The 22,368-nt window shown below is 62.7% G+C and carries 30 protein-coding genes and 2 tRNA genes; 18 read left to right on the forward strand and 14 right to left on the reverse strand.

What is annotated here, in order from left to right:
• Positions 1-55 precede the first annotated feature (55 nt).
• The gene (locus tag SynA1528_RS04220; RefSeq protein WP_186587842.1) at positions 56-1,570 is read right to left on the reverse strand and encodes a DUF8648 domain-containing protein; all 1,515 of its coding nucleotides are present in this window, start codon (positions 1,568-1,570) and stop codon (positions 56-58) included.
• A gap of 57 nt (positions 1,571-1,627) precedes the next feature.
• Here SynA1528_RS04220 and SynA1528_RS04225 point away from each other — a divergent pair, with 57 nt between their 5' ends.
• Both SynA1528_RS04225 and SynA1528_RS04230 read left to right on the forward strand, forming a co-directional pair.
• Positions 1,628-2,212 (forward strand): glutathione S-transferase family protein, encoded by a 585-nt coding sequence (locus SynA1528_RS04225; protein WP_186587843.1) that lies wholly within the window; start codon positions 1,628-1,630, stop codon positions 2,210-2,212.
• 35 nt (positions 2,213-2,247) lie between these two features.
• On the forward strand, positions 2,248-2,727 hold the full coding sequence (locus SynA1528_RS04230; protein ID WP_186587844.1) for a hypothetical protein: 480 nt from the start codon (positions 2,248-2,250) through the stop codon (positions 2,725-2,727).
• Between the two features lie 25 nt (positions 2,728-2,752).
• Here the strand turns inward: SynA1528_RS04230 and SynA1528_RS04235 are convergent, their stop codons facing one another.
• A complete protein-coding gene (locus tag SynA1528_RS04235; protein WP_186588269.1) occupies positions 2,753-4,063 on the reverse strand; it encodes an aromatic ring-hydroxylating dioxygenase subunit alpha in 1,311 nt (436 codons plus the stop codon).
• Positions 4,064-4,119: 56 nt separating this feature from the next.
• Between SynA1528_RS04235 and stpA the strand changes: the two genes are divergently transcribed.
• A complete protein-coding gene (stpA, locus tag SynA1528_RS04240; RefSeq protein WP_186587845.1) occupies positions 4,120-5,352 on the forward strand; it encodes a glucosylglycerol 3-phosphatase in 1,233 nt (410 codons plus the stop codon).
• Here stpA and SynA1528_RS04245 read toward each other — a convergent pair.
• The gene (locus SynA1528_RS04245; RefSeq protein ID WP_186587846.1) at positions 5,285-6,247 is read right to left on the reverse strand and encodes a hypothetical protein; all 963 of its coding nucleotides are present in this window, start codon (positions 6,245-6,247) and stop codon (positions 5,285-5,287) included. The two genes, stpA and SynA1528_RS04245, sit on opposite strands and share 68 nt — an antisense overlap.
• A gap of 237 nt (positions 6,248-6,484) precedes the next feature.
• Here SynA1528_RS04245 and arsS point away from each other — a divergent pair, with 237 nt between their 5' ends.
• On the forward strand, positions 6,485-7,432 hold the full coding sequence (gene arsS / locus SynA1528_RS04250; RefSeq protein ID WP_186588270.1) for an arsenosugar biosynthesis radical SAM (seleno)protein ArsS: 948 nt from the start codon (positions 6,485-6,487) through the stop codon (positions 7,430-7,432).
• Here the strand turns inward: arsS and SynA1528_RS04255 are convergent.
• Positions 7,423-7,707, reverse strand: a complete 285-nt coding sequence (locus tag SynA1528_RS04255) for a cell division protein SepF (RefSeq protein ID WP_186587847.1) — start codon at positions 7,705-7,707, stop codon at positions 7,423-7,425. The two genes, arsS and SynA1528_RS04255, sit on opposite strands and share 10 nt — an antisense overlap.
• A gap of 34 nt (positions 7,708-7,741) precedes the next feature.
• Here SynA1528_RS04255 and SynA1528_RS13210 point away from each other — a divergent pair, with 34 nt between their 5' ends.
• Both SynA1528_RS13210 and SynA1528_RS04265 read left to right on the forward strand, forming a co-directional pair.
• Positions 7,742-7,963, forward strand: a complete 222-nt coding sequence (locus SynA1528_RS13210) for a DUF3721 domain-containing protein (protein WP_502707729.1) — start codon at positions 7,742-7,744, stop codon at positions 7,961-7,963.
• 3 nt (positions 7,964-7,966) lie between these two features.
• Entirely contained in the window at positions 7,967-8,365 is a 399-nt protein-coding gene (locus SynA1528_RS04265; protein WP_186587848.1) for a DUF3721 domain-containing protein, read from the forward strand.
• A gap of 9 nt (positions 8,366-8,374) precedes the next feature.
• On the opposite strand, the gene SynA1528_RS04270 is transcribed toward SynA1528_RS04265, so the two are convergent.
• On the reverse strand, positions 8,375-8,830 hold the full coding sequence (locus SynA1528_RS04270; protein WP_502707730.1) for a Fur family transcriptional regulator: 456 nt from the start codon (positions 8,828-8,830) through the stop codon (positions 8,375-8,377).
• Positions 8,831-8,938: 108 nt separating this feature from the next.
• On the opposite strand from SynA1528_RS04270, the gene SynA1528_RS04275 reads away from it, so the two are divergent.
• Genes SynA1528_RS04275 through SynA1528_RS04285 form a run of 3 tightly spaced genes read left to right on the forward strand, consistent with a single transcriptional unit; the run spans position 8,939 to position 10,177 of the window.
• Positions 8,939-9,205 carry a DUF3764 family protein gene (locus tag SynA1528_RS04275; protein ID WP_186587849.1) on the forward strand — a complete coding sequence of 89 codons (267 nt, stop codon included), beginning with the start codon at positions 8,939-8,941 and terminating at the stop codon, positions 9,203-9,205.
• The gene (locus tag SynA1528_RS04280; protein WP_186587850.1) at positions 9,205-9,438 is read left to right on the forward strand and encodes a TIGR02450 family Trp-rich protein; all 234 of its coding nucleotides are present in this window, start codon (positions 9,205-9,207) and stop codon (positions 9,436-9,438) included. The genes SynA1528_RS04275 and SynA1528_RS04280 overlap by 1 nt, the downstream gene beginning before the upstream one ends.
• Positions 9,416-10,177: a metallophosphoesterase gene (locus tag SynA1528_RS04285; RefSeq protein ID WP_186587851.1), complete on the forward strand. Its 762-nt coding sequence runs from the start codon at positions 9,416-9,418 to the stop codon at positions 10,175-10,177. Before SynA1528_RS04280 ends, SynA1528_RS04285 begins: the two co-directional genes overlap by 23 nt.
• 5 nt (positions 10,178-10,182) lie before the next feature.
• Here SynA1528_RS04285 and SynA1528_RS04290 read toward each other — a convergent pair whose 3' ends face one another.
• Both SynA1528_RS04290 and SynA1528_RS04295 read right to left on the reverse strand, forming a co-directional pair.
• Positions 10,183-10,434 (reverse strand): hypothetical protein, encoded by a 252-nt coding sequence (locus tag SynA1528_RS04290; protein ID WP_186587852.1) that lies wholly within the window; start codon positions 10,432-10,434, stop codon positions 10,183-10,185.
• Positions 10,435-10,477: 43 nt separating this feature from the next.
• Entirely contained in the window at positions 10,478-11,170 is a 693-nt protein-coding gene (locus SynA1528_RS04295; RefSeq protein WP_186588273.1) for a putative 2OG-Fe(II) oxygenase, read from the reverse strand.
• A 67-nt stretch (positions 11,171-11,237) separates the two neighbouring features.
• Between SynA1528_RS04295 and SynA1528_RS04300 the strand changes: the two genes are divergently transcribed.
• The 4 genes from SynA1528_RS04300 (at position 11,238) to SynA1528_RS04315 (ending at position 13,919) form a co-directional block, all read left to right on the forward strand.
• The gene (locus tag SynA1528_RS04300; protein ID WP_186587853.1) at positions 11,238-11,741 is read left to right on the forward strand and encodes a hypothetical protein; all 504 of its coding nucleotides are present in this window, start codon (positions 11,238-11,240) and stop codon (positions 11,739-11,741) included.
• Positions 11,742-11,832: 91 nt separating this feature from the next.
• A complete protein-coding gene (locus SynA1528_RS04305) occupies positions 11,833-12,834 on the forward strand; it encodes a hypothetical protein (protein ID WP_186588274.1) in 1,002 nt (333 codons plus the stop codon).
• A gap of 238 nt (positions 12,835-13,072) precedes the next feature.
• Entirely contained in the window at positions 13,073-13,537 is a 465-nt protein-coding gene (locus tag SynA1528_RS04310; protein WP_186587854.1) for a hypothetical protein, read from the forward strand.
• Positions 13,538-13,601: 64 nt separating this feature from the next.
• The gene (locus tag SynA1528_RS04315) at positions 13,602-13,919 is read left to right on the forward strand and encodes a hypothetical protein (protein WP_186587855.1); all 318 of its coding nucleotides are present in this window, start codon (positions 13,602-13,604) and stop codon (positions 13,917-13,919) included.
• Positions 13,920-13,933: 14 nt separating this feature from the next.
• Here SynA1528_RS04315 and SynA1528_RS04320 read toward each other — a convergent pair whose 3' ends face one another.
• Positions 13,934-14,500, reverse strand: a complete 567-nt coding sequence (locus SynA1528_RS04320; protein WP_186587856.1) for a pyridoxamine 5'-phosphate oxidase family protein — start codon at positions 14,498-14,500, stop codon at positions 13,934-13,936.
• Positions 14,501-14,556: 56 nt separating this feature from the next.
• On the opposite strand from SynA1528_RS04320, the gene SynA1528_RS04325 reads away from it, so the two are divergent.
• Complete coding sequence (locus SynA1528_RS04325) at positions 14,557-14,814, forward strand: hypothetical protein (protein WP_286187899.1); 258 nt, start codon at positions 14,557-14,559, stop codon at positions 14,812-14,814.
• Positions 14,815-14,816: 2 nt separating this feature from the next.
• Here the strand turns inward: SynA1528_RS04325 and SynA1528_RS04330 are convergent, their stop codons facing one another.
• From SynA1528_RS04330 to SynA1528_RS04355, 6 genes are all read right to left on the reverse strand, one after another.
• Positions 14,817-15,734: a histone deacetylase family protein gene (locus SynA1528_RS04330; protein WP_186587858.1), complete on the reverse strand. Its 918-nt coding sequence runs from the start codon at positions 15,732-15,734 to the stop codon at positions 14,817-14,819.
• 93 nt (positions 15,735-15,827) lie between these two features.
• Positions 15,828-16,079, reverse strand: coding sequence for a hypothetical protein (locus SynA1528_RS04335; RefSeq protein WP_186587859.1), 252 nt, complete (start codon positions 16,077-16,079; stop codon positions 15,828-15,830).
• Between the two features lie 442 nt (positions 16,080-16,521).
• Positions 16,522-16,595 (reverse strand) — tRNA-Pro (locus tag SynA1528_RS04340).
• Between the two features lie 21 nt (positions 16,596-16,616).
• Positions 16,617-17,012, reverse strand: a complete 396-nt coding sequence (locus SynA1528_RS04345; protein ID WP_186587860.1) for a hypothetical protein — start codon at positions 17,010-17,012, stop codon at positions 16,617-16,619.
• Positions 17,009-18,142 carry an NAD(P)-binding protein gene (locus SynA1528_RS04350; RefSeq protein WP_186587861.1) on the reverse strand — a complete coding sequence of 378 codons (1,134 nt, stop codon included), beginning with the start codon at positions 18,140-18,142 and terminating at the stop codon, positions 17,009-17,011. The genes SynA1528_RS04345 and SynA1528_RS04350 overlap by 4 nt, the downstream gene beginning before the upstream one ends.
• Before the next feature lie 204 nt (positions 18,143-18,346).
• Positions 18,347-18,418: transfer RNA gene (locus SynA1528_RS04355), tRNA-Lys, on the reverse strand.
• A gap of 83 nt (positions 18,419-18,501) precedes the next feature.
• Between SynA1528_RS04355 and SynA1528_RS04360 the strand changes: the two genes are divergently transcribed.
• The 4 genes from SynA1528_RS04360 (at position 18,502) to crtH (ending at position 22,355) form a co-directional block, all read left to right on the forward strand.
• Complete coding sequence (locus tag SynA1528_RS04360; RefSeq protein ID WP_186587862.1) at positions 18,502-19,020, forward strand: gamma carbonic anhydrase family protein; 519 nt, start codon at positions 18,502-18,504, stop codon at positions 19,018-19,020.
• A gap of 181 nt (positions 19,021-19,201) precedes the next feature.
• Positions 19,202-19,324 (forward strand): photosystem II protein Y, encoded by a 123-nt coding sequence (locus tag SynA1528_RS04365; protein ID WP_042504240.1) that lies wholly within the window; start codon positions 19,202-19,204, stop codon positions 19,322-19,324.
• Between the two features lie 61 nt (positions 19,325-19,385).
• Positions 19,386-20,756 carry an FADH(2)-oxidizing methylenetetrahydrofolate--tRNA-(uracil(54)-C(5))-methyltransferase TrmFO gene (trmFO, locus tag SynA1528_RS04370; RefSeq protein WP_286187900.1) on the forward strand — a complete coding sequence of 457 codons (1,371 nt, stop codon included), beginning with the start codon at positions 19,386-19,388 and terminating at the stop codon, positions 20,754-20,756.
• A 42-nt stretch (positions 20,757-20,798) separates the two neighbouring features.
• Positions 20,799-22,355: a carotenoid isomerase gene (gene crtH / locus SynA1528_RS04375; RefSeq protein WP_186587863.1), complete on the forward strand. Its 1,557-nt coding sequence runs from the start codon at positions 20,799-20,801 to the stop codon at positions 22,353-22,355.
• Positions 22,356-22,368 lie beyond the last annotated feature (13 nt).

A 22,368-nucleotide genomic window follows, 5' to 3' on the forward strand; every position in this document is an offset into this window, starting at 1 on the left:
AATGTCGCGCTGATTCGCTGGATCGCCAGGGTCAGGTGTGCGGAAAGCCAGGCGACTAACCGTCCAGTTGGCTCTCGATGGCCTCCATCAACTGCAGGTACGCCGGCCCGGAACTGCTCGCACCTTCGTCGAGGTTCACCTCTCCGCGGATGGCGCGTCTGGCGTTATCGGCAATCACGGCATTCACCACCAGATCCAGTGCGTCCGGCACCTCAAGGTTCTGGAGGGCATCGGCGTAGCGACGACTGTGGCTTGGACGCACCGATTCCTGGCAGTAACTGGACAGCTCACGGCTGTCGGTCATCACCCGATAGGCCGTTTCCTTCACCGCAGGTCGCCCGTAGAGGGCCATGTACAACAGGTTCACCATCGAGGCGTCGTGGGGGGGGATGGCGTATTTGCGGGCGATCTGAGGCCAGTAGCGCAGAGCCTTCAGACCTTCCAGACCGCCCCTGGGCAGTCCGGCGGACTCGCAGCTCTGCTCCAGCTCCTCCATGGAGGTGGGACAGCGCTCTTCCCGGCGCATCAGGGTTGCCATCACCTGACCCGCCTGAAAGTTGCGGGTTGGCTTGCCGGAGCTGGGTTGCATCATGCTGCCCCTCACATCCGCCACCATCGCCGTCAGCTGGGTGAAGGTGTGATCCCTCACTTTCTCAAAGTCGCCATCCCGCACCAACGTGGCTTCGATGCGCGGCACCGCATAGCCCAGTTCGGTGAGGGGAATCGGCTGGCGGTGATACAGCTTCTGCCGATCCGGGCGAGCCATGGAGACGGTGGCGGCCTGATCCAGGCATTGATCCAGAAGCAAGGTGAGCAGCGTCGGCAGCACCCCTGGGTTCTCCTGGTGATAGGCGTAGCCGAACCCGGCAAACACCGATGACATGTTCTTGGCGGCCTTGATGTACTGCCCTTCCACGTTGTGGACCCCTGCCGCCACCTGAATATTCGGGGAGAGCTGATCGAGCAGCTGAGCCCCCAGCATCGCGATCAGGGCATTGGGGTGGCAGAAGTTGGCCGTGAAGCTGTCGAACGGGTTGCGCAGGGCTCCGTGGCGGTGGAATCCGGAGAAGAAGGCCAGGTTCGGCTGCTTCTCACAGAGCACATAGGCGGTGTTGCTGATCGGGTCGTGGTTGAAGGACCCGGCCAGGCAGGCCAGAACCACCTGCTCCCGTCCCAGTTCCTCCCGCAGCCGGCAGGCCTCCAGCAGATCCTCTTCAACATGGTTGCTGTTGGCGCTGAGAACCACCAGTTCGCAACGCAGGATCAGGTCCTGCAGCGTGTTGGGGACCCGTTCCCCCGAAACGCGATGGGTTCCCATGTCGAGCACCCGCTCGACATGCTCACCATCCATGCTGTCAACAACCTCCTGAGCGAAGGCTCCCAGCAGCTGCCGGGCAGGGCGAGGGGCCAGCAGCAATCGGCCAGCCTCGTTCTGCATGGCGCAGTTGTAGGCCAGCGAAGCGGGGTAGAGCCCAACGCTGTAGAACCCCACCTTGCCTGCCATGACTTCACGGACTCGCAAGCGGATCGAGGCCGCATCCAGGCTCTGATCGAAAAAGGAGTTGCGCATGGGGGCAGCCTATGAACTCCGCCGTTCAGGAGACTGGGCCGATGCAGCTGCTGGGCCATGACCCTCACCCTTTACGGCGGTCCCCGAACGCGAGCCTCGATGCCGCGTTGGTACCTCGAGGAGAAGGGAATTCCCTATGAGCTGAAGGAGTTGGACCTGCGGGGAAACCAGCACCGTCAGCCGGAGTATCTGGCGATCAATCCATTCGGAAAGTTGCCGGCTCTGGTGGACACGTCCTGTCAGGGAATGGACGGCCAACCGCTGACGTTGTTCGAATCGGGGGCCATCCTCTTGCATCTGGCGGAGCACCATGCCGGTGAGATCACATCGGCATCGCAACGGTCGCTGATCGCGCAATGGCTGTTGTTTGCCAACGCGACTCTGGCCATTGCCCTGTTCGTGCCCAGCAACCGTGAACGGGAGTTCCCGAGGTTGATGGAGGAACTGAACCGCCAACTCGCGCCTGGTCGACCCCTTGTGGGGGATCACTGGGGTGCTGCTGATTGTGCGGTGACGGCCTATCTGGCTTACTTGCCGATCTTCTTTCCCCAGGAGGATCTTTCCCCCTATCCGGCGATTCAGAGCCTGATCACCAGCACGCAGCAGCGACCGGCCTACCGCAAGGTGATGGGCATGGCTTGAGCAAACGCGGTTTAGTGCGGAAAAGGTTCCTTGTGATGCCGTCGTCCCGTCAGGAGTTGCTGTTCGCTTATCGCTGGCCGATCGCCCTGGTGGGGTCGAGCCTGATCCTGGGAGGAGCTGTTCTGGTTCTGGCGCAAACGGCGGTGCGATTGCTGAGCCAGCCGATTCCGATCGCGATTGAAGGTGGTCTGCAGGTGGACAAGCTGGTGCTGCCGCCGACGGTGAACATCAGCAGCGCAACCCCGCTACCCGTTGTGGTGAATGACCCCGTGTCTGTCGCGAACAAGCATCCACTGACGATCAGAGGTCCGCTGACGGTGAAGGCGCTGCAGGGAACGGTGCAGGTGAAGGGGGATGTGCAGGCCAAAGCTCAGGTGACCTCGATCGAGACGCCAGTGACCGTTCAGGGCGAGGTGTCCGTCAAGGACCCGCTCAGCATCAAGGGCAAGGTGACGGTGGACGGCAAGGTGGGTGCCAAGGTGAAACCAACTCTCCTTCCGATGCCGATCAAGTAACGGCTTTCTGGGAAGGACAGCCCATTCAGGTCGATTGATTCCGTGGCGCCTGGCCATCGCCGACCAGCAGACCTCGTTCCCAGCGCTTGGTCTGCCTCAGGCCGAGGGCTCCGGTGGCACTGACGATCAGGCCGATGCTGATGAGCCACCAGCCTCCATTGAGGCCAATGAGAATGGCTCCTGCCCACAACAACCCCCAGCAGACCGGTTGAGCCCGACGGATCCAGATCAGCGCTGTTGAGCAGCTGCGGCAGTGGATGGTGTGGGAGTGGTAACGGTCCATCAACGCCTCTGTCGGCTGACGGTCTGGCAGCGGCTGGCCGGCAAACGGCTCGCCGCCGTTGTTGTTGATCCAGCGATGCAACGCAGCCACGTAGACGTCTGCAGCCGTCGGCAGGAAAAAAGCCCGTTCGGCGAACGCACTGCCCCCTGCGGCTGCCAGGGTGCGCTCCTGCCAGTGCAGGAAGACCTGATCGTCCTCCAGCACCTTGTGGTTGCCGATGTGCTGCAGCCAGCGGGGTCGCAGACCGATCAGCAGCCTTGGCAGAGCTGACTGGAACTGGAACGGGAAACGCGCAAACAGGCGGCATTCGCCGCGACGGATCGGTACGGCGTAAACCACGGTGAGGATGCGACCGAAACCCTTGGCGGTGAGGTCGTGCCACATCAGCTGCGGTGCCAGGAAGGTGGTGGACTGGGCGCCGAGCTTGCCCCGCCGTGGCCCCTCCTCCCAGTAAGCCCTGAAGCCGCTGGCGTCTTCCTCCGTGATCGTGGCCTCCACCGGTGCTGCGTTGTCCCGCTTGCCAACGGTTTTGTGGTGGGTGAAGGGCACGTGGCTCACATCCAGCACGTTCTCCAGCAGGGTGACGGCGTCCATGGGCAGGTCGCGGAACGTGTCCTGCACCGTCCAGCTGTCGGGGTTCTCCTCCAGTGCCGGCACCAGCGGCAGTTGCTTGGGATCTGCGCTGTCCGGGGCGCCCATCCACACAAACAGCAGCCCTTGAGTGCTGGCGGTCGGCAGGCTGGCGCAGCGGGAGCGCCGACTGTCCGGTTGGGTGTTCTCCAGGGCCTGGGGGATCAGACGACACTGGCCCTCACCGTCGAAACTCCAACCGTGGTACGGGCATTCGAGCTGACCTGCCTCGTTGATGCGCCCCTCACTCAAGGGAACGAGCCGATGGGGACAGACGTCGGGAAAGACGCGCCAGCAGTCCTCCATGCGGTCCCACCAGATGACCAGATCGCGCTCCAGCAGGGTGAAGCGATTGGGCCGTTTCGGATCCAGATCCGTCAGGTAGCTGATCGGCCACCACTGCTCTGTCCAGGTGGGATGCATCGTCTGGCCGAACAATGGGGCCATGATCGCCAGGTTTGTTCGTCGCCGCGTCCGTCATGCCGCGCCTAGCACCGGCTCAGCTTCTCGAGGAACTCACTTCCGTCGAGGACCTGCTGATCGTCCAGGACCTCGATGGCGTCTGCATGCAGTTGGTGAAAGATCCCCTCACCCGCCGCATGGATGCAGGCTACGTGGATGCTGCGGCGGACCTGCGCGGAAGCTTCGTGGTGCTCACCAACGGCGAGCACGAGGGACGTCGCGGCGTGAACCGGCTGGTGGAATCGGCCCTGGGGGATCAGGTCAGGCCGGATCAACAGGGTCTGTACTTGCCGGGCCTGGCCGCCGGCGGTGTTCAGCTTCAGGACCGTTTCGGTCAGCTCAGCCACCCGGGGGTGAGTGATGCCGAAATGTTGTTTCTTGCTTCAGCGCCGCAGCGGATGGAGCAGTTGCTGCTGGAGCGGCTGCCGGCTGAATTGCCGGGAGTGTCTGCGGAGCAGCTGAAGACCCTGGCTCAGCAGGCCGTGCTCGACACCCAGGTGTCGCCCACCATCAACCTCAATGGTGTCTTCGCTTTGGTGCCGGGGGATGTGCCCCGTCAGCGGCGTCTTCAACAGATGCTGGCCGACCTGATGGAGCAGTTGCTGCAGGAGGCCGACGCCGCGGGGCTGGAGGGATCGTTCTTTCTGCACGTTGCCCCCAACCTCGGCCGTGATGCCGATGGTCGTGAGCGTGCCAAGCCTGCCGCCGCTGGTGATGTCGGCACCACGGACATTCAGTTCATGTTGACGGGATCGCTCAAGGAAGCCGGCCTGTTGGTGCTGATCAATCAGCACATGGCCCGCCGCCACGGAGTTGTCCCGCTGGGGGAAGATTTCAACGTGCGCACGGCGCCCCGGGACCATGGGGCTCTGCTGCGGTTAGCCCAGGAACGGTTGCCGATGGAGCGGATGCCGCTCCTGGTGGGGGTGGGCGACACGGTGACGTCCACGCCGACAGACGACGGAAGCGGTTGGCTCCGGGGCGGCAGCGATCGTGGCTTTCTCACACTGCTGAAGGCACTGGGTGTCTGCAGTCATCAACCCAACCGCGTGATCCTGGTGGACAGCAGCCATGGCGAGGTGGATCGCCCCAGCCTGACTGATGGCCGCCTGCTGGGGATCAGTGATTCAGAGGATCCCCTGGAGCTGGATGTGCTGATGCCGGGAGGGCCGGCGGAGTACATCAGCTGGTTCCAGGCTCTGGCTCAGCGACGGCGGGTTGGCGGTCGTACCAGTCCTGAGACGGCCTGATTTTCAGCAGGAACGGCATCTGGGTGATCGAGGGCTTGCCACCGCTCACCCAGACCGCATGCTCGTGGCTCCAGGGGCGTTTCCCGGGAACGATCAGACGCGATTTGGAGGCATGGTCCGGTAGGTAGGACGCCAAAAACCCCTTGCTGCTGACAAAGCTCTGGAGATCGCTGAACAGGACTCCGTCGGCTGTTTCCACCAGTTCAAGCTGTCCATCCGGCCGCAGGCCGTAGACGATGCGCACATCCGCGAGTCGCATTTCGCCGTAAACACCTGCGTAAGAGCGTGGAGCGTCTTGAGTGGTGTTGGTGAACGCATGCAGTCCACCGATGAACACCCGCAACCGTTGCTCCAGCTCGGGCGTCAGCGGGCCATAGCCGAACTCCAGCTCACCGGAACGGCTGATCCCAACCCAGGCCCGTTCGGCGGCGGCGGCTCGATTGCCTGAGGGCCACAGCCCATTGGCCAGCATCAGGTCTCCATGGAGTCGCATGGCCAAGTCACCATTGCCGCTCGCCCGGGCAAAGGTGGGCCCAGAGGTGAACAACAGTGCCTCCTCATCGATGTTGGCTTCCATCTCCCGGTTCCAGCCACCGAAGAATTCGATCGTGGTCCAGCGGGGATCCACAATCACGCTGGTGTAACCGATGCTGATGCTCGCGCCATCGGAGCGATGCACGTCCAACGTCTGATTCGGAAGAAATCGCGTTAGTTGATCTCTCGATGGAGGCGGGATTGGCGGTTCGATCTGGGGAACCATCCCGCTGATCGACTGCGGCAGCGAACGCTCGGACTGATTGTTTGGGTGCATCCACAACGCGACCCCTATGCCGAGCAAGCCTGATGCCAGGCAGATCGCCAGCAGCGGCAGGGGGCGCACGGGGCAGGATTGCATCCCTTCAGTGTGAGCCAGTTCTGGGGCTTCAGCAATATCGGCCTGATATCAATCACCGGGATCCAGTATGAGATTGTTCTCGAGATTGCTGAGGGACGGTCACAACGCGTGATCCATCAAGTCATCCAGCAATGACTCAATCTTTTGTTGTGATTGATACGGATGACTTGTGATGCAGCGGTCAGATCCACGGTTGGGTCGTTTGATCTGAAATGATCCAATTCCCTGAACTCGTTGGTGCTGATCGCCCGTTCCCTGCCGTTTCCCCCCCTTCAGCGCGGGGTGCTCACCACCCTTCAGGTCAACCTCGGTTACCGCTGCAACCAGAGCTGCAGCCACTGCCATGTCAATGCCGGTCCCACCAGGACCGAAATGATGAGCGCGGAGCTGGTGGCGCTGATCCCGTCCGTGCTGGAGCATCGAGCGATCCGTTGTCTGGATCTCACCGGCGGGGCACCGGAACTCCATCCCGACTTCCGTTCCCTGGTGCGCCAGGCCCGGGATCAGGGGGTTTCCGTGATCGATCGCTGCAATCTCACGATTCTTTCGGAGCCTGGACAGGACACCTTGGCCCAGTTTCTGGCTGACCAGCGGGTCGGTGTGATCGCCTCCCTGCCCTGTTACAGCGCCGCCAATGTCGACCAACAGCGGGGCGATGGGGTGTTTGAACGCAGCCTTGAGGGGTTGCGGATGCTGAATGCCCTCGGGTACGGCAGTGGGGATCCAGAGCGATCCCTCGACCTGGTGTTCAATCCGCAGGGTCCGTCTCTCCCTCCAGCCCAAGAGGTTCTGGAGACGGATTACAAGCGCGAACTCGGATTCCTGGGCATCCGTTTCGATCGGTTGCTGACCTTGGCCAACATGCCGATTCAGCGCTTTTCCCGTCAGCTGGAGCTGCAAGGTCGACTGGCGGCCTATCAGCGTTTGCTGGAGGAGGCCCACAACCCTGCCAATCTTGCGGCGGTGATGTGCCGCCAACTGCTCAGCGTCGACTGGCAGGGGAATCTGTATGACTGCGATTTCAATCAGCAACTTGGCCTGTCAACCCAGGGGCATGTCCGCCACCTGAGCGATCTTCTGGATGCCTCGATCCCGATCGAGAGTGATCGGATTCGAACGGCGCAGCATTGCTTCGGCTGCACGGCCGGAGCGGGATCCAGCTGCGGTGGAGCTCTTCAGGGCTGACCCGGTTCCGCTGCAGCGATGCGGTGGATGGCGACACCGGCGGGAGCGAGCAGTAGCACCATCTCACTGATGCGTTGTTGCTGGCCATCCAGGGCATGGACCCCTCCGGACACCAGATCAGTAGCGCGCTGGGCCAGCTCAGGAGTCAGGCGACTCAGATTCAGCACCACGGTGCGTTGCTCCCGTACGGCCAGCACGGCTTCCAGGGCGTCATTGAAGTGCTCGGGCATCAGCACGACCACGTCATGCCATCCATCGGAGCGACTGTTCACCATGGGGGCATGATGTAATGCTGTTGCTGAACGGCTGGTGTCACCTGCTGGACTGTTGCTCGCTTTGCTGACCCTGGGGCTCTGGGGCGGGCTTGTGTCAGCGCATGAGCATGGAGGACAACCCAAGCAGGCGATGTTCAAGACGCGGGCTGAAGCGGAGGCGGCGGCTCCAGGCTTCGGCTGCAAGGGGGCCCATGCCATGGGCGAGATGTGGATGGTCTGTGAGAAGCATGGTCAGTCCGAGCAGCACGGACACTGAGCCATGGCAACGGAAGGGGGACATTGCGGCAGCAAACCGAAGCGGATTGCCATCGGGGTTGCCCCGCTGGGCACCATTTCAATCGGCATCGTCCCGATGGGGGTGATCTGCATCGGTGTGGTGCCGATGGGGGTCGTCTCCATCGGTGTGGTGGCCATGGGTGTGTTCAACGCCGCCATCGTTGGGATGGGACTGGTGGCGGTCGGGGTGAACACGATGGGGGTGATCACAGCAGGGCCGATGAGCATGGGGCTGATTCAGATCCGCTCCACCACCAACCCTCGCTACCTGGCCTACCCCAGCCGTGAGGAGGCGGAAGCCCAGTCGAAGCTTCTGGGTTGTGAGGGGGTGCATCGCATGGGTGACCGGTACTGGATGCCCTGCAATGAACACCCCAAGTAGCGGAGTGCGTCAGTCCTGACAATCCGGGCAGAGAGCCCGCACATTCAGGCTGGATTCGATCAACTTGAACCCTAACTGCTGGGCGGCATCGGCACCGGCCATCAGCACCGGCTCGCTTTCGAATTCTTCGGTGCGTCCGCAGCGGATGCACACCACGTGATGGTGATCACGGTGATCACCCTGGGCAAGCTCAAAGCGACGGCCCCCTTCACTGAGTTCCAACTCCTGCAGAAACCCCATGTCCGCCAGCAGGCGCAGGGTTCGGTACACAGTGGCCAGTGAGACCTTCAGCTGCAGGGAGGCCAGTTGTTGATGCACCTCCTCCGCGCTCAGGTGACAGCCGGATCCACGGTGTTCGAACAACTCGAGAACCCGTTTGCGCTGGGGTGTCAGACGACGACCGTCTTCATGCAGGCCCTGCTGCAGGGATCCATTGGCGGGAGCAGACGGGGAGGACAGCGACACCAACCGGGATCAACTGTTCTCAACAGTAGTCATTAATGAGAGCGTTCAATCCGTGATGCTGCTGTGCGGAGAACGGTGTACGTTCCGGGCGCTGCTCTCGCTACATCGATGGAAACCCACGTGCTCACCTTCACGATCACCAAGCCCTTCAGCGAATGGGCCAAGGTGTACGACGAGTCAGCTCCCTTCCAGAAAGCTGCCGGCATCACCTCGCTCTATCGCGGCGTCAGCAAGGAGGACCCCAGCAAGGTGTGCGCTGTGATGCAAGCCCAGCCCGGCGTGATGGAGCAGTTCATCGAAGACAACACCGAGTTGATCGTCTCCTCCGGTCACGTGCTGGAGAGCACCATCAGCCAGGTGTTCCTCGCCGGCTGATGGGCTGGAATCCTGCCCGGGCCTGGACCAGTCAGGCTCCGGTCGGGGGGTATCGGCACTTCCAGCTGGTGCTGCAGGGTGGCCGCGGCGATCAGCGATGGGTGGAGCTGGCGGCCGTGCTGGCACCGGAGCATCGCGAGCGGGTGCTATGGCGGGATCTGAAGGATCGCTCCCGCTGGATCAGTGGTTGGCAGTCCATTCCCGAGAGCCATGCGGATCCTGCAGCTGAGTGACCCCCATCTGGTGGCCGCCGATGCGGCCATGGTGCGGGAACGACCGGCCCTTGCGTTGCTGGAACGAGCCCTGTTGGAGGGGCAGCGCGAACGTCCCGATCTGCTGCTGATCAGCGGTGATCTCTGCCAGGACGAGAGCTGGGGCGGCTACGTCCGCCTGCAACGCCTGCTGGATCGTCACGTCAACGTTCCCGTCGGCCTGTTGCCCGGCAACCACGATCACCCGCTGCTGCTGAAGGCCGTGCTGGGTCGTCGTTTCTGCACGGCTCCCGCCGAGCTGATTGTTCAAGGGACGCGACTGGTGTTGCTCAACAGCCATCGCAGCGGTTGTTCCGCCGGTTGGCTCGGGACCCATCAGCTGCATTGGTTGCAGCAACGCCTCGCCGATCCTGTGCGCCGGGATCTGCCTCTGGTGGTGGCTTTGCATCATCCGCCGGTGGCCATCGGTCACCCCGTGATGGACACGATGAATCTCACCGATCACCACCAGCTGGCAGCCATCCTTCAGTCCCATGCCGCGCTGCGGGCCGTCGTCTTCGGTCACATCCATCAGCACTGGCAAGGATCCTGGCCCCAGCGTCCGGATGTGCCGTTGCTGGGGTGTCCCTCCACGTTGCGCGGTTTCCAGTGCGTGCAGCCCTGTCCTCTCGGCCGGGCCGATGATCCGGGGGGGCGCCTTCTGGAGATTCACAACGACGGCAGCCTCAGCCACCGCGTGTTGCGCTGGTCATCCTGTTGAACTAATCAGCCCATCCCCTTCTGGGATTCACGGAAAGCCTTGAGTTTGTCGATGTCTTTCTCTTCATCAATGCTGTAATCCGTGAGGATCAGCGCCTTGCCGATGGTGCCGAGGGCATACTCGATCCGATCGAGATCGCGGCGACCGGTCTCGTCCTGGCGGGCCGCTCGGATGACCTCAGGACACAGCTGATCGGCCAGTTGTTCGATGGCGGTTGCAATGGCACCAGCCTGTTGCAGGGGATCGTTCTGGTCCATGGAGGGCTGGGCTTGCTCAGCAGGGAGACTCTGCCAGTTGGTCTCAGAATCCTCGGGGATTCGGCCGTTGACTTGATAAGGACACGTTCCCCTGCGGATTGGTGGGCTGCGGAGCTGCACCGGGGGCGGCGACGGCGTTGAAGGCGAGGGACCAGCGTTCCCCCTCGCCACGGAAGGGCATCACCGAATGGGGCTGCCAGGCCGGGAAGACGTAGAACTCACCCGGTACCGGCAGAACGTAGTGGGCCATTCCGGTGCGGAATGACTGGAGATGCCACTCCTCCGGACCGTGAAAGCAGAGCTGGCCGTCAAAGCTGTTGCCGTTGATCTGCGGCGGCACCTTGAGAAAGATCACCCCAGAGAAGCTGCCGCCGTGGGTGTGGGTGGGGTTGTAGTCGCCGGCGGTCTGGCAGTTGATCCAGAGATCGATCATCTGCAGCCGGTAACGGCCCGGCACCCAGGGACCACGCCCCTGGGGTGGCTGCCGATCCATCACGTGGCGGATCCAGCGATCACAGGCGGGCAGGAGATGCTCGGCCGTGAGTTGCTGGACCCCCGGTTGGTCGAACCTCAACTCCCGCTGCTGACGCAGCTGACCAGCCAGCTTGGCGGAGGCGTCTGGACTGGCGGAAGGGTTGGCCAGAACCGATTCCCCCAGAGCGATCAGTTGGTTCAGCAGCGGAGCTGGCAGCGTGCCGCGCAGGATGGATCGCGGAAACAGGTCGAGAACATCCACCGGCTCACTGGGACTCTGTAGGCCATCGTGCCAGCGCCAGAGTGGAGCCGATGTTCGTGGGGTGGTGATGCTGCGCAAGGTCCTGATCGCTGGACTGATCCTGGTCGGCTGCAGTGCGCCGGTCATGGGGCAGCCATTGCCAGGTCAGCAGGGTCCAACGGCGGAACTGCTCGAGGGCAGCGGCCTGCGGTTGAGCACGCGTCGCACCGCGGAACGCTTCCCCGATGGCAATCGTCTCTGGAAAGTGGAGCTGCACCGCGGAGAGCGCTTGCTGGCCAGCTGGGATGCCGCCAGTGGCATCGCCGAACGCCAGTCGGCTGATCGACGCTGGAGTCCGGGTAATGCAGCCCCTCTGCCAGCAGGTGACTACAGCCTCGGACAGCCGGAGCCGTGGGGGGATGATCTCTGGTTCGATCTGCAGCCGCGCTTCGACACCAGCCGCAGCGCCCTTGGGATTCACCGCTGCTACCCGGGAACCGGTTGCATCTGCATGCCAAGCCGTGCGGAGATTGATGCCCTGGCGGCCTGGGTGAAACGTGGACGACTTAGCAGGCTGCGGGTGATCAACTGAACCAAAGCAGTTACAACCTCGCGTGGTTTGCAGCACCGACCAAACGTCCCGGGATCACTAGAAACAGGTCGGTTTCATCGTGATCCTCTTCATGGATGTGAACATCTGGATGATCGTCGGCTTCCTGCTGGCGGCCTATTCCGTGGTGGCCAACGACTCTCTGCAGACGTTGGGCACTTACATCTCATCGAACAAAAAGCGCACCCCGAAGGTGGTGCAGATGGTGTTCATCTGCACCGTCACCATCGTCGTTCTGATGATGGGTTGGTTCCTCAAGGATGGTGACCCGGCCTGGGGCCGCCTGAGTGTTCCCGGCAAAGAGTTCCCTCTGCCTGAGCCGTTCAACTGGGTTTACGTCCTTCCGCCCATCGCGGTGTTGGCACTCACCCAGTGGGGCGCCCCGGTGAGCACCTCGTTCCTGGTGCTGTCATCCTTCAAGCCGGCCAACATCGGCAAGCTGCTCAACAGCTCGCTGACGGGGTATTTTCTCGCCTTCTGCGTGGGCCTGGCGGCCTACGGCCTGGGCATGTGGCTGCTGGAACGCTGGGTGTTCCGCCGCACGCAGGAGGGCAAGGACTTCAACAAGGTCTGGTACGGCCTGCAGTGGTTCTCCACCGGTTTCCTCTGGAGCATGTGGCTGGTGCAGGACCTGGCGAACATCTTTGTGTTCCTGTTCCGCAAGCTGGACTTCTTCCCCATGGCGATCTGCACGGCGGTGCTGTGCGTGGGTCTCTGCGTGCTGGTGGCCACCGGCGGTGGGCTGATCCAGGGAGTGCTGCGGTCGAAAACGAACACGTCCGACCTGCGTTCGGCCACGGTGATCGACTTCTTCTTCGGCCTCTGCCTTCTCTACAAGGCGTTCCTTTCCACCTTCCCGCTGAGCACCACCTGGGTGTTCCTGGGTCTGATCGGTGGTCGGGAAATCGCCCTACGGATCAAGAGGCAGGAATTTGAGTACGTCTTCACCAACCGCGAGAGCGGCAACCTGGGCAAGATCATCGGGACTGATCTCTGGAAGGCCTTCGTCGGTGTGGTGGTGAGTCTCGTGATCGCGCTGAGCATCCAACCTCTTGTGCAACTCACCGGTGGTTGAAGCCCTTGGTCGCAGGTGACTGAAGCGGTCCTTCGGGGCCGCTTTTTTATTTGGTTTGGCCGGAAACCCACTGAATCTTCTTAAAAATAGGTTAAGACGGTTGACTTGACCGTGCCGGCCTTGTTCGGCCCAATGGCGTGAACACCTTGCGAAGATCCTGACCAGTCCACGACCCCAGCGCCGCGATGCCAGCGGCCGTTTTCAGTCCAACGGAGATCCCAAGGCGCGCCCTGTCCAGGTGTGGCTCAAGCCCGACGTGATCGAGCGATTGGATGCCTATTGCCTTTTTTATGGCGTTGGCCGAGGACGGGCCATCGGCCATTTGCTTAAGGGGGCCCTCCCCGATCCCAGCTGGCTTCCTCAGCGACCGTCGTTTCTCGAGGAACCAGCGGACGGCCCAGAAGCCTGCTCCGAAACGTTGGAGGAAACGATCCCTGAAGCCGCCCCATCCCTCACGTCTGCTGCAAAGCGACCGAAGCCGTTGTTTCAGGCCGGGGATCGCATCAGCAACAACAGCGGACGACGCCTCGGGGTGATTTCAGACGAGCCACGCCAGTGGGTGGAACCGGTGCGACTTCCCAGCGGTGAACAGCGCCCCGGCCATTGGACCTACGCCGTGGCCTGGGATGGTCAGATGGGGTTGACCATCCGTTATGCCGAGGACCTGCTGCGTCCAGGGGGGCAGGAGCGACAGGCCAGCTGAGGGGCCGTGGTCATTGCCCCGGGTTCTGGCTATGGGATGAGAAGGCAGGGCCACGGAGCGATCGATGATCTGGCTGCTGCTTCTGTTCATCCCCACGGCGGCCGTCGCAGCACCGCAACTGCCCCTGACTCCACAGCAGTCGATTGTTGTTGCCCACCGCTCACTGCTTGCGGCTGGTTGGCGTCCGGCACCGGATCAGAATCCATCCCCCGATGAACGCCACTGGTCGGGGGTGCGACTGGACAGCCTGTCCTCCTGTTCAGGCACCGGGGAGGGGTTCTGTCGGTTCGATTACCGGCGTCATGGCCAGACGCTGTCGGTGGTGACGGTGCCATCAAGACCAGGTCGAGCCTCCGTTGGTCGGGTGATTCAGTGGTGGTGACCCCGGGATGGTGATCAGGGGTTAAGCCGCTGTTCCCGCCAGTCATCGTCGTGGCGCCAGCGCAATCGCTGGTGAGGGTGGTGGCTGAGGTCGAGCAGCTCCACCTGCTGGATGCTGATCTGCACCACGATGAAGTGCTCCGGGATGGGTGCGTCCTCAGGAAGTTCCTGAGGGAAGGGTGCTTCGGATTGGAAGGGTTGCCCTGGATGCGGCCAGCCCCACAGGGCACGTCCGCTGGGGGAGAGAGATCGCCACTGGGACTGGTCAGCGGCGGGAGCCACTTGTGCGGCTGCTCCCCGCAGCCGAAACTGCTGCTTGGCTTTGCTCAGCAGCCAGCAGAGTTCCACCTGGGATTGATGGGTCAGTTCTGCGGTTTTGCTGCTGCGACCATCGGTGTACAGCTCCAGTTGAGCCGCTCCGCTCCATCCCCGGAACACCAGCGTTCTCACCCTTGGGGTGCCATCGGCAGCCACGGTGGCGAGTTGCAGCCAGCGGGCACTCACCTGGCGCCCCTCGCGCTTGAGGGCACCGCGAAGTCGTTGCCGCCAGGGTGGCAGGGCTCCATCCGTTGCTGCTGTCATGGTCTGAAATAGCTCCTCAGAACTGAAAACATGAGCTGGCAGGGTGGACTTCAGCGTTGATCATCACCGTGGCAGCTGAATTGAAAGAGCGTGTGGTCAGTGCGTTGCGCGCCTGCCGCAACTCGGACGATTTAGTCGCCCTGGATGAACAGCTGGCCATTGATTGTCGCGACACCTCCCTGCACCGCTTGATCTGCGATGCCCTCAGGGATCGCAGCGTGGCCCCGGTGGAAGCCGCCAACTGGCTGACGACGCTGATGGAGCACCGCAATCAACAGCTGACGGCTTGCCTGAACCTGTCCTGCCAGGTCTGAAGTCACGACAATCCAAACAGCCTGGCCTGCTCAACGGCAGCTCGAATCACGATGGCGTGCCGCCTGACCAGGGGCATCAGGTCGTCGTAACCGCCTCCAATCACCGTGGCGATGGGAATGCTTCGGCGCAGGGCGGCATCCAGCACGAGTCGATCGCGTCGTAGCAATCCCGCGTCGCTCAGCTCCAGTCGCCCAAGCCGGTCATCCCGATGGGGATCCACGCCGGCGTTGAACAACACCAGATCCGGTCGCTGCTTATCAAGCACCTGCGGGAGTCGGTCACCGATGGCCGCAAGGTAATCGTCATCTCCGGTGGCATCCTCCAGAGGAATGTCGATGTCGCTCTGCACCTTGCGCAACGGGAAATTGCTGGCGGCATGCACGGACAAGGTGGTGATGTGCGGCTCATCGGTGAAGCAGGCCGCCGTGCCATCGCCCTGATGCACATCCAGATCCACCACCAGAATCCGCTGCACCTCGCCGTTGTCCAGAAGCACCCGCGCCGCGGTAGCCACATCATTGAAGATGCAGAAGCCGCTTCCGAAGCCGGGATGGGCGTGATGGGTTCCCCCGGCGAGGTGACAGGCGATTCCATGCTGAAGCGCCAGTCGCGCCGTCATCAAAGTTCCCCCGACGGATAACCAGGTGCGCTGCACCAGGGGCCGTGTGGCAGGAAGCCCAATTCGGCGCTGTTCCGAGCGGCTGAGTTGATCTCGGCTGAAGGCCTGGTGATAGGTGCGCTGGTGGATGCGCTCCAGATCGCGGCGGGCGATGCTGAGGGGGCGGCGGATCTGCTGGTCCTGCAGCACCTGTTCGTCAAGAAGCAAGCGCCGAAGCAGCTTGAATTTGGCCATCGGGAAGCGATGGGTCGATGGCAGGGGCGCTGAGTAGAGCTCGTGATAAACGGCGTGCAGTGTCAAGGGCTCAGTCGCGGTTGACAGGCGGCAGACACCGCTTTGAGGTCACCGAGCCATTGGAGCGCATGGGACGGGTTTAGTGACCCCATTCAAAGGTCAGGCCAGCTGCCGTTCCATGAGCCAGGCGTTGAAACCAATGCGATCCATTTCCTGAATGCAGTCCTGCTGTTTGCGGAGATGGCTCTGGCGAACACGCGTCAGTTGCTGCCCCTCAAGGCTGGACAGTCCAGCGGCGAGGCGTTGCTGATGGAGCACGTCCAGCTCCCGGTCGAGATGGTCCATCAGCCTCAGCAGGGAATAGCCGTGCTTGATCTCTTGCTGACTGAGCTCATTCGCAAACCCACCCATCGCCTTCTCTTAAGGATCTTTTAACTCTTGCATGCTGCGTCGCGTTGGACCCAAGGCTGATTCGGCTGAGGGAATGGCCCGACGTGTCGCCAGGCCAGGCCTCCGCGTGTGAGGGGTGTCTCAAGCCCCGCCAGCAGCGTCCCGCCCTTGTCCCTGTAATGGGTGACAGAAGCGTGGCTAGATGTTTCACGGTGTGACCATGCCAGGACGACCCTGCATGCGTCCACGCCAGATCTGGCGCACAAAAAAGCCCCATGCGATGCACGGGGCCGGGCGATGGGGACAATTCCATTGTGCATGTTCCCGTCAACACCACATCTGTTGGTTGTCACGCTGCGGGCACCATGCTGGCTCTGGAGGGGTGCCCCAGAGCCAGTCGGTACAAAAAAGCCGCCCGATTCGGGCGGCTGCACTGCCAGTTGGGATCTGGCGTCTCGTGGCATCGGGGAGACAGGATTCGAACCTGCGGCATCTTGCTCCCAAAGCAAGCGCGCTACCAAACTGCGCCACTCCCCGGACGCACATCAAGATTAGCGCCTAGCCCATGTCCAGCAGGTAGTGGACCACCGCAGCTCGGCGGTCTGCATGGACGCCATCGCCTTCGATGCTGCCGCACACCTCATCGGGCACTCGGTGGATGCGGGTGAGTGATTTCAATTCGTAGGTCTCACCCTCCGTTGGCCCGCCATCCGTGCTGCGGTCCCAGATCTGCTGAGCATCGCCGCGGTAGTGCCCAACGATCTGTCCCAGGTGGGCAAAGGTGTTTGCCCCGCTGCGGCAGACGATGATGGCCAGACAGGCATCGAACTCATCGGTGGAGAGTTGGTTGATGCTGTCCATGACAGCTCGCTCCTCCATCCCCAGAACCATGTTCTCAAGGGCGCAGCTGCCCTCGTACAGCCAGCTGCGAACGGTGATTCCGATGAGGGTCATGGGGTCAGGGTGGAGAGATGCTGGGCCAGATTCACGCCGCTGCGGATTGCACCTTCAGCACGGCCGAAACCTGGGCCATCGACGTAATCCCCGCAGAAGCCCACCCCACTGGCATCACACCACTGCAGCGCTGGAGGCAAGGGGTGATCAATCGGTTGGGAGGCCCCCCAGCGCATCACACCGAGCGACTCAGCTCGCTCACAGGCGCTTTGCAGTTCGGGCCACGCCTTCAGCAGTTCTGGCAGCAATTGCCTCAACCGCTGCTCCTCCTGTTTCAGCAGAACCGGCTGGGTTTCGGGGGTGATCGTTTTGCCGGAGTCGAGGCCGTGCACCACCAATCCGGTCCGGTTGTCGGCTTGCGGGTGCAGCACGAGGCGCTCCACCCGCCAGTGGGCCTGGGCCTCGGGGGTGAGCCAGATCTGTCTTGGGTACTGGTCGCCGTTCAGGGGCAGATCGAGCATCAGGTTCCAGCGCACCTCTGCCCGACTCAGGGCCAGTGTTTCCAGGGCCTGATCCAGTTCAGGGTCCTGGCCCGCAGGAACCGCCTCCCGCAACGGCACCTGTCGCCAGTCGAGCATGGCCAGGGAGCGGGGATGGGCGAGCAGGCTGCCGCTCAGCACCAGTCGCCTCCCCCGCAGTTGCCAGTCGCTGCCTTCCTGAACGACGCACCAGTGGTCTCCATCCCGCTGCAACGTGCGGACCCGTCGTCCGAAATGTTGCGACAACGCTCCATCGTTCATCGCCAGCAAGGCCTCGCAGAGGCTGGCCATGAACGGCTCACCCTCCAGCCACGCGCGATCCGCGGGGCCACCCGACCGACTGATCGACCCATCCGTGTCCACTGACATCACCGCACCTTTGGCCTGACGCAGCACACCGTTATCCCGCAACGGGTCCAGCAAGGACTGGACTGACTCAGCCAGTGGATCCTCCAGATGGAATCCGGGGGCTCCATGGTCCAGGCGCCAGTGCGGTTCATCGCGGCGGCGGCGCGTTGCTGTCCGCCCCCCAGGACCTCGGCCCGCTTCCACAACAGCCATCGTTCCTGGCCATTGCAGCTGTCGCAGCCTGGCAATCAGGCTGCAACCAGACAGCCCCGCGCCGATGACCACCAGGTCGGCATCAAGCATCAGGGGCGCTTACATCCAATATTTTTCGGCTGCGACCCGGGAGAACAATCCACCCAACAGAGCCAGCAGCAACGTCACGCCGAAGAACACGAAATAAGCCATCCGTCGCTGTGTCGTCGAATCGATTGGGCCGTTTCTAACAGCAAGGGATGGGAGCAGCTGTCCCGGTCAGAGGACGACATCAATTGATGTCATTCATGGGAATGGGTCGCCTGAGATTCGAACTCAGGACCAGCCGGTTAAAAGCCGGATGCTCTACCGCTGAGCTAGCGACCCGCCCGCTTGGGCGTGCCATTTCGGGCACCAATGGACATTATCACTCGGTCCGGCTGAGGATCGGGAGGTGTTGTAGACCTGTGATGCCTCCGTTGACGTCAGCCTCTGCGCCCTGGCCGACACCCCAGATCCATCCCGATGCCTGGGTTTCCTCGTCTGCCGTGGTGATCGGAGACGTGACCATGGAAGAGGGCAGCAGTCTCTGGCCCACGGCCGTGGCCCGGGGGGATCTCGCACCGATTCGGATCGGTGCGCGCAGCAACGTTCAGGATGGTGCGGTGCTGCATGGGGATCCGGATCAGCCGGTGCTGATCGGAGCGGATGTCACGGTCGGCCACCGGGCCGTCATTCACGGTGCTTCGCTGTTGGATGGCTGTCTTGTGGGCATCGGAGCCATCGTTCTCAACGGTGTCACCGTGGGGGAGGGTGCCCTGGTGGCTGCCGGTGCTGTGGTGACCAAAGACGTTCCAGCCCGCAGCCTGGTGATGGGGGCACCAGCGCAGTTGAAACGGGAACTCCCGGCTGAAGCCGTGGACTCTCAACGCAGCCACGCCAGCAGCTACGCCGAACTGGCCAGGCAGCACGCCAACGGCGGCAGCTGATTGCTGCATTTTTGATCAGCTTTTCGTCTAAATCGTGGGTTTCTCTTGGAAGTCCGTAAGATCGCCCGGAAGTCTTTGTACCCCCATGAGCGTCGCCCGCGTTGCCATCGGCCTCGTCGTCATCCTCGGGATCGTCGCCTATTCCGCCTACAGCGTGATCACCACGGGTCAGGTGCTGGGCATCGACGCTCGTCTGTTCCTTGTGGTGGCCCCCATTCTTGCCGCTGTGAGCTGGGCTGCTTTCAACATCGGCCGTGCCGCCGTTGGTCAGCTGCAGCTGCTGATCAAGCGCAGCCGCGCCTGATTTTTTCCCAGGCTTCTCAATAAGAGGATCCGTAGGCTGAAGGCTGATTGTTGCAGCCTTGTTGTCTATTCAACGATCCGTCACCGTTCTCGGGGCTGGCCTGGCTGGGACAGAAGCCGCCTGGCAAGTGGCCCGTGCGGGGATACCAGTGACCATCGTGGAGATGCGGCCGATCCGTCGCTCCCCGGCCCACCACAGCAGCGACTTTGCAGAGCTGGTGTGCAGCAACAGTTTCGGTGCACTGAGCAGCGACCGGGCTGCCGGTTTGCTGCAGGAGGAATTGCGTCGCCTGGGGTCCCTGGTGATTGGAACCGCGGATTCCCATGCCGTCCCAGCTGGGGGTGCCCTGGCCGTGGACCGCGGCCGATACAGCGCCGCTCTGACCGAAGCGCTGGATCAGCATCCTTTGGTGACCATCGAACGGCAGGAACAGCAGGCCCTGCCCGAAGAGGGGCAGATCACTGTTCTGGCAACGGGTCCGCTGACCAGCGAACCACTGGCTGAGGATCTGAGGGCGTTCACCGGCCGGTCGGACTGTCATTTCTTCGATGCCGCCAGTCCGATCGTGCATGGCGACAGCATTGATCTCGACATTGCCTTCCGCGCCAGCCGCTACGACAAGGGCGATGCGGATTACATCAACTGTCCGATGGACAAGGAGCAGTACCTGGCGTTCCGCAAGGCCCTGCTGGAGGCGGAACAGGCTGAGCTCAAGGATTTCGACAAGGACGATGCCACCTTCTTCGAGGGATGTCTGCCCATTGAAGAGCTGGCCCGTCGTGGTGAAGACACCATGCGCTACGGCCCGCTGAAACCCATCGGCCTCTGGGATCCCCGCTGGGGTGATGTGAACGACAGGGATGTACGCCGCGCCAAGCGTGCCTATGCCGTTGTGCAGCTGCGCCAGGAGGACAAGGACGGCCGCCTCTGGAATCTCGTGGGTTTTCAGACCAATCTCAAGTGGGGCGAGCAAAAACGCGTGCTGCAGATGATTCCCGGTCTGGCCGGGGCCGAGTTCGTGCGGTTCGGGGTGATGCACCGCAACACTTTTCTGGAGTCGCCGCAATTGCTGGAGCCCTCGCTTCAATTCCGCAGCCGTTCCACACTGCTGGCGGCAGGCCAGATCACCGGCACCGAGGGCTACGCCGCTGCCGTGGCCGGTGGCTGGTTGGCGGGTACCAATGCCGCCCGCCTCGCCAGAGGACTGGAACCGATTGATCTGCCGGTGACTTGCATGAGCGGGGCCCTGACGCACTTCGTCAGCGAAGCTCCCACGGCCAAATTTCAGCCGATGCCCCCCAACTTCGGTCTGCTGCCGGAGCTGCCGGAGCGGATCCGCGACAAGCGCGCCCGCTACGGCGCCTACCGCGACCGGGCCCTGCGGGATCTTGAGCGGATTGAGGCGCTGACGCCGAACGTCCTGGTGGCATGACCGCTGGCCCCTTAGCGTCTCTGCCATTGGTGGAGCGATGCCATGGGCGAACAGCAGCACTGGGATGCCGTGGTCATCGGCTCCGGCATCGGCGGTTTGGTGACCGCCAGTCAGCTGGCGGCCAAGGGGGCCAAGACCCTGGTGTTGGAGCGCTATCTGATTCCAGGCGGCAGTGGCGGTGCGTTCAAGCGCGAGGGCTACACCTTCGATGTGGGGGCCTCGATGATCTTCGGTTTCGGCGAGAAGGGGTACACCAACCTGCTCACCCGGGCCCTGGCGGAGGTGGGCGAGCATTGCGACACGATTCCGGATCAGGCCCAGCTCGAGTACCACATGCCGGGGGGGCTCAACATTGCGGTGGATCGCGATTACGAGCAGTTCATTGCCGATCTGTCCGCCCGGTTTCCCCATGAGGCCAACGGCATCCGCCGCTTCTACGACACCTGCTGGCAGGTGTTCAACTGCCTCGATGCGATGCCGTTGCTGTCCCTGGAGGACCCTGCCTATCTCGCCAAGGTGTTCTTCAAGGCTCCGCTGGCTTGCCTGGGGCTGGCCCGCTGGCTGCCGTTCAACGTCGGTGCGGTCGCCCGTCAGCACATCAAGGACGAGCAGCTGCTGAAGTTCATCGACATCGAATGCTTCTGCTGGTCTGTGATGCCGGCGGATCGCACCCCGATGATCAACGCCGGGATGGTGTTCTCCGATCGCCATGCAGGGGGGATCAATTACCCCCGCGGTGGTGTGGGTGTGATCGCCGAAAAGCTGGTTCAAGGTCTTGAGCGCCATGGCGGAGCAATCCGCTACAAGGCGAGGGTCACTGAGGTGCTTCTCGAAGACGGCAAGGCGGTGGGGGTGAAGCTGGCCAATGGAGAGACGATCCGCTCGAAACGGGTGATCTCCAACGCCACCCGCTGGGACACCTTTTCGGGGCAGGACGATGGGTCCAAGCGGGCCGGTCAGGCGCTGGTTGATGAGGCCAACACCCCAGAAAAAGAGGCCTTCTGGCGCCGCCGCTATGTGCCCTCGCCCTCCTTCCTCTCCTTGCATCTGGGGGTTCGCGCTGACCTGATTCCGGCAGGCACCCACTGCCACCACCTCCTGCTCGAAGACTGGAACCGGATGGAGGACGAGCAGGGGGTGATCTTTGTGTCGATGCCCTCGCTCCTGGACCCGGATCTGGCTCCGGAGGGGCACCACATCGTTCATACCTTCACGCCGTCCTCGATGGAGGCTTGGCAAGGGCTGACCCCCAGCCAGTACCGCGAAAAAAAGGAGGCGGATGCGGAGCGATTGATTCAGCGCCTTGAAGCGATCCTGCCCGGCCTCGCCGCTGCCATCACCCACAAGGAGATCGGCACCCCCCGCAGCCACCGGCGCTTCCTCGGGCGCTTCCAGGGCAGCTACGGCCCGATCCCTGCGATGCAACTGCCGGGCCTGTTGCCCATGCCGTTCAACCGCACCGGCGTGCCCAATCTCTATTGCGTCGGGGACTCCTGTTTCCCGGGCCAGGGACTCAATGCCGTCGCCTTCAGTGGTTTTGCCTGTGCCCATCGGGTGGGAGCTGATCTGGGCCTCAACCCCTGGGCACTACCGGCCTGATCTTCTTATTAGC

It is taken from the genome of Synechococcus sp. A15-28 (assembly GCF_014280175.1).
Classification (GTDB): Bacteria; Cyanobacteriota; Cyanobacteriia; order PCC-6307; family Cyanobiaceae; genus Parasynechococcus.

Bases quoted from the DNA above. Each gene is read 5' to 3' on its own strand.
- SynA1528_RS04220 (WP_186587842.1), bottom strand. From the start codon at position 1,570: ATGCGCAACTCCTTTTTCGATCAGAGCCTGGATGCGGCCTCGATCCGC.
- SynA1528_RS04225 (WP_186587843.1), top strand. From the start codon at position 1,628: ATGACCCTCACCCTTTACGGCGGTCCCCGAACGCGAGCCTCGATGCCG.
- SynA1528_RS04230 (WP_186587844.1), top strand. From the start codon at position 2,248: ATGCCGTCGTCCCGTCAGGAGTTGCTGTTCGCTTATCGCTGGCCGATC.
- SynA1528_RS04235 (WP_186588269.1), bottom strand. From the start codon at position 4,063: ATGCATCCCACCTGGACAGAGCAGTGGTGGCCGATCAGCTACCTGACG.
- stpA (WP_186587845.1), top strand. From the start codon at position 4,120: ATGCCGCGCCTAGCACCGGCTCAGCTTCTCGAGGAACTCACTTCCGTC.
- SynA1528_RS04245 (WP_186587846.1), bottom strand. From the start codon at position 6,247: ATGCAATCCTGCCCCGTGCGCCCCCTGCCGCTGCTGGCGATCTGCCTG.
- SynA1528_RS04255 (WP_186587847.1), bottom strand. From the start codon at position 7,707: ATGGTGAACAGTCGCTCCGATGGATGGCATGACGTGGTCGTGCTGATG.
- SynA1528_RS04265 (WP_186587848.1), top strand. From the start codon at position 7,967: ATGGCAACGGAAGGGGGACATTGCGGCAGCAAACCGAAGCGGATTGCC.
- SynA1528_RS04275 (WP_186587849.1), top strand. From the start codon at position 8,939: ATGGAAACCCACGTGCTCACCTTCACGATCACCAAGCCCTTCAGCGAA.
- SynA1528_RS04280 (WP_186587850.1), top strand. From the start codon at position 9,205: ATGGGCTGGAATCCTGCCCGGGCCTGGACCAGTCAGGCTCCGGTCGGG.
- SynA1528_RS04285 (WP_186587851.1), top strand. From the start codon at position 9,416: ATGCGGATCCTGCAGCTGAGTGACCCCCATCTGGTGGCCGCCGATGCG.
- SynA1528_RS04290 (WP_186587852.1), bottom strand. From the start codon at position 10,434: ATGGACCAGAACGATCCCCTGCAACAGGCTGGTGCCATTGCAACCGCC.
- SynA1528_RS04300 (WP_186587853.1), top strand. From the start codon at position 11,238: ATGCTGCGCAAGGTCCTGATCGCTGGACTGATCCTGGTCGGCTGCAGT.
- SynA1528_RS04305 (WP_186588274.1), top strand. From the start codon at position 11,833: ATGGATGTGAACATCTGGATGATCGTCGGCTTCCTGCTGGCGGCCTAT.
- SynA1528_RS04315 (WP_186587855.1), top strand. From the start codon at position 13,602: ATGATCTGGCTGCTGCTTCTGTTCATCCCCACGGCGGCCGTCGCAGCA.
- SynA1528_RS04320 (WP_186587856.1), bottom strand. From the start codon at position 14,500: ATGACAGCAGCAACGGATGGAGCCCTGCCACCCTGGCGGCAACGACTT.
- SynA1528_RS04335 (WP_186587859.1), bottom strand. From the start codon at position 16,079: ATGGGTGGGTTTGCGAATGAGCTCAGTCAGCAAGAGATCAAGCACGGC.
- SynA1528_RS04345 (WP_186587860.1), bottom strand. From the start codon at position 17,012: ATGACCCTCATCGGAATCACCGTTCGCAGCTGGCTGTACGAGGGCAGC.
- SynA1528_RS04350 (WP_186587861.1), bottom strand. From the start codon at position 18,142: ATGCTTGATGCCGACCTGGTGGTCATCGGCGCGGGGCTGTCTGGTTGC.
- SynA1528_RS04360 (WP_186587862.1), top strand. From the start codon at position 18,502: ATGCCTCCGTTGACGTCAGCCTCTGCGCCCTGGCCGACACCCCAGATC.
- crtH (WP_186587863.1), top strand. From the start codon at position 20,799: ATGGGCGAACAGCAGCACTGGGATGCCGTGGTCATCGGCTCCGGCATC.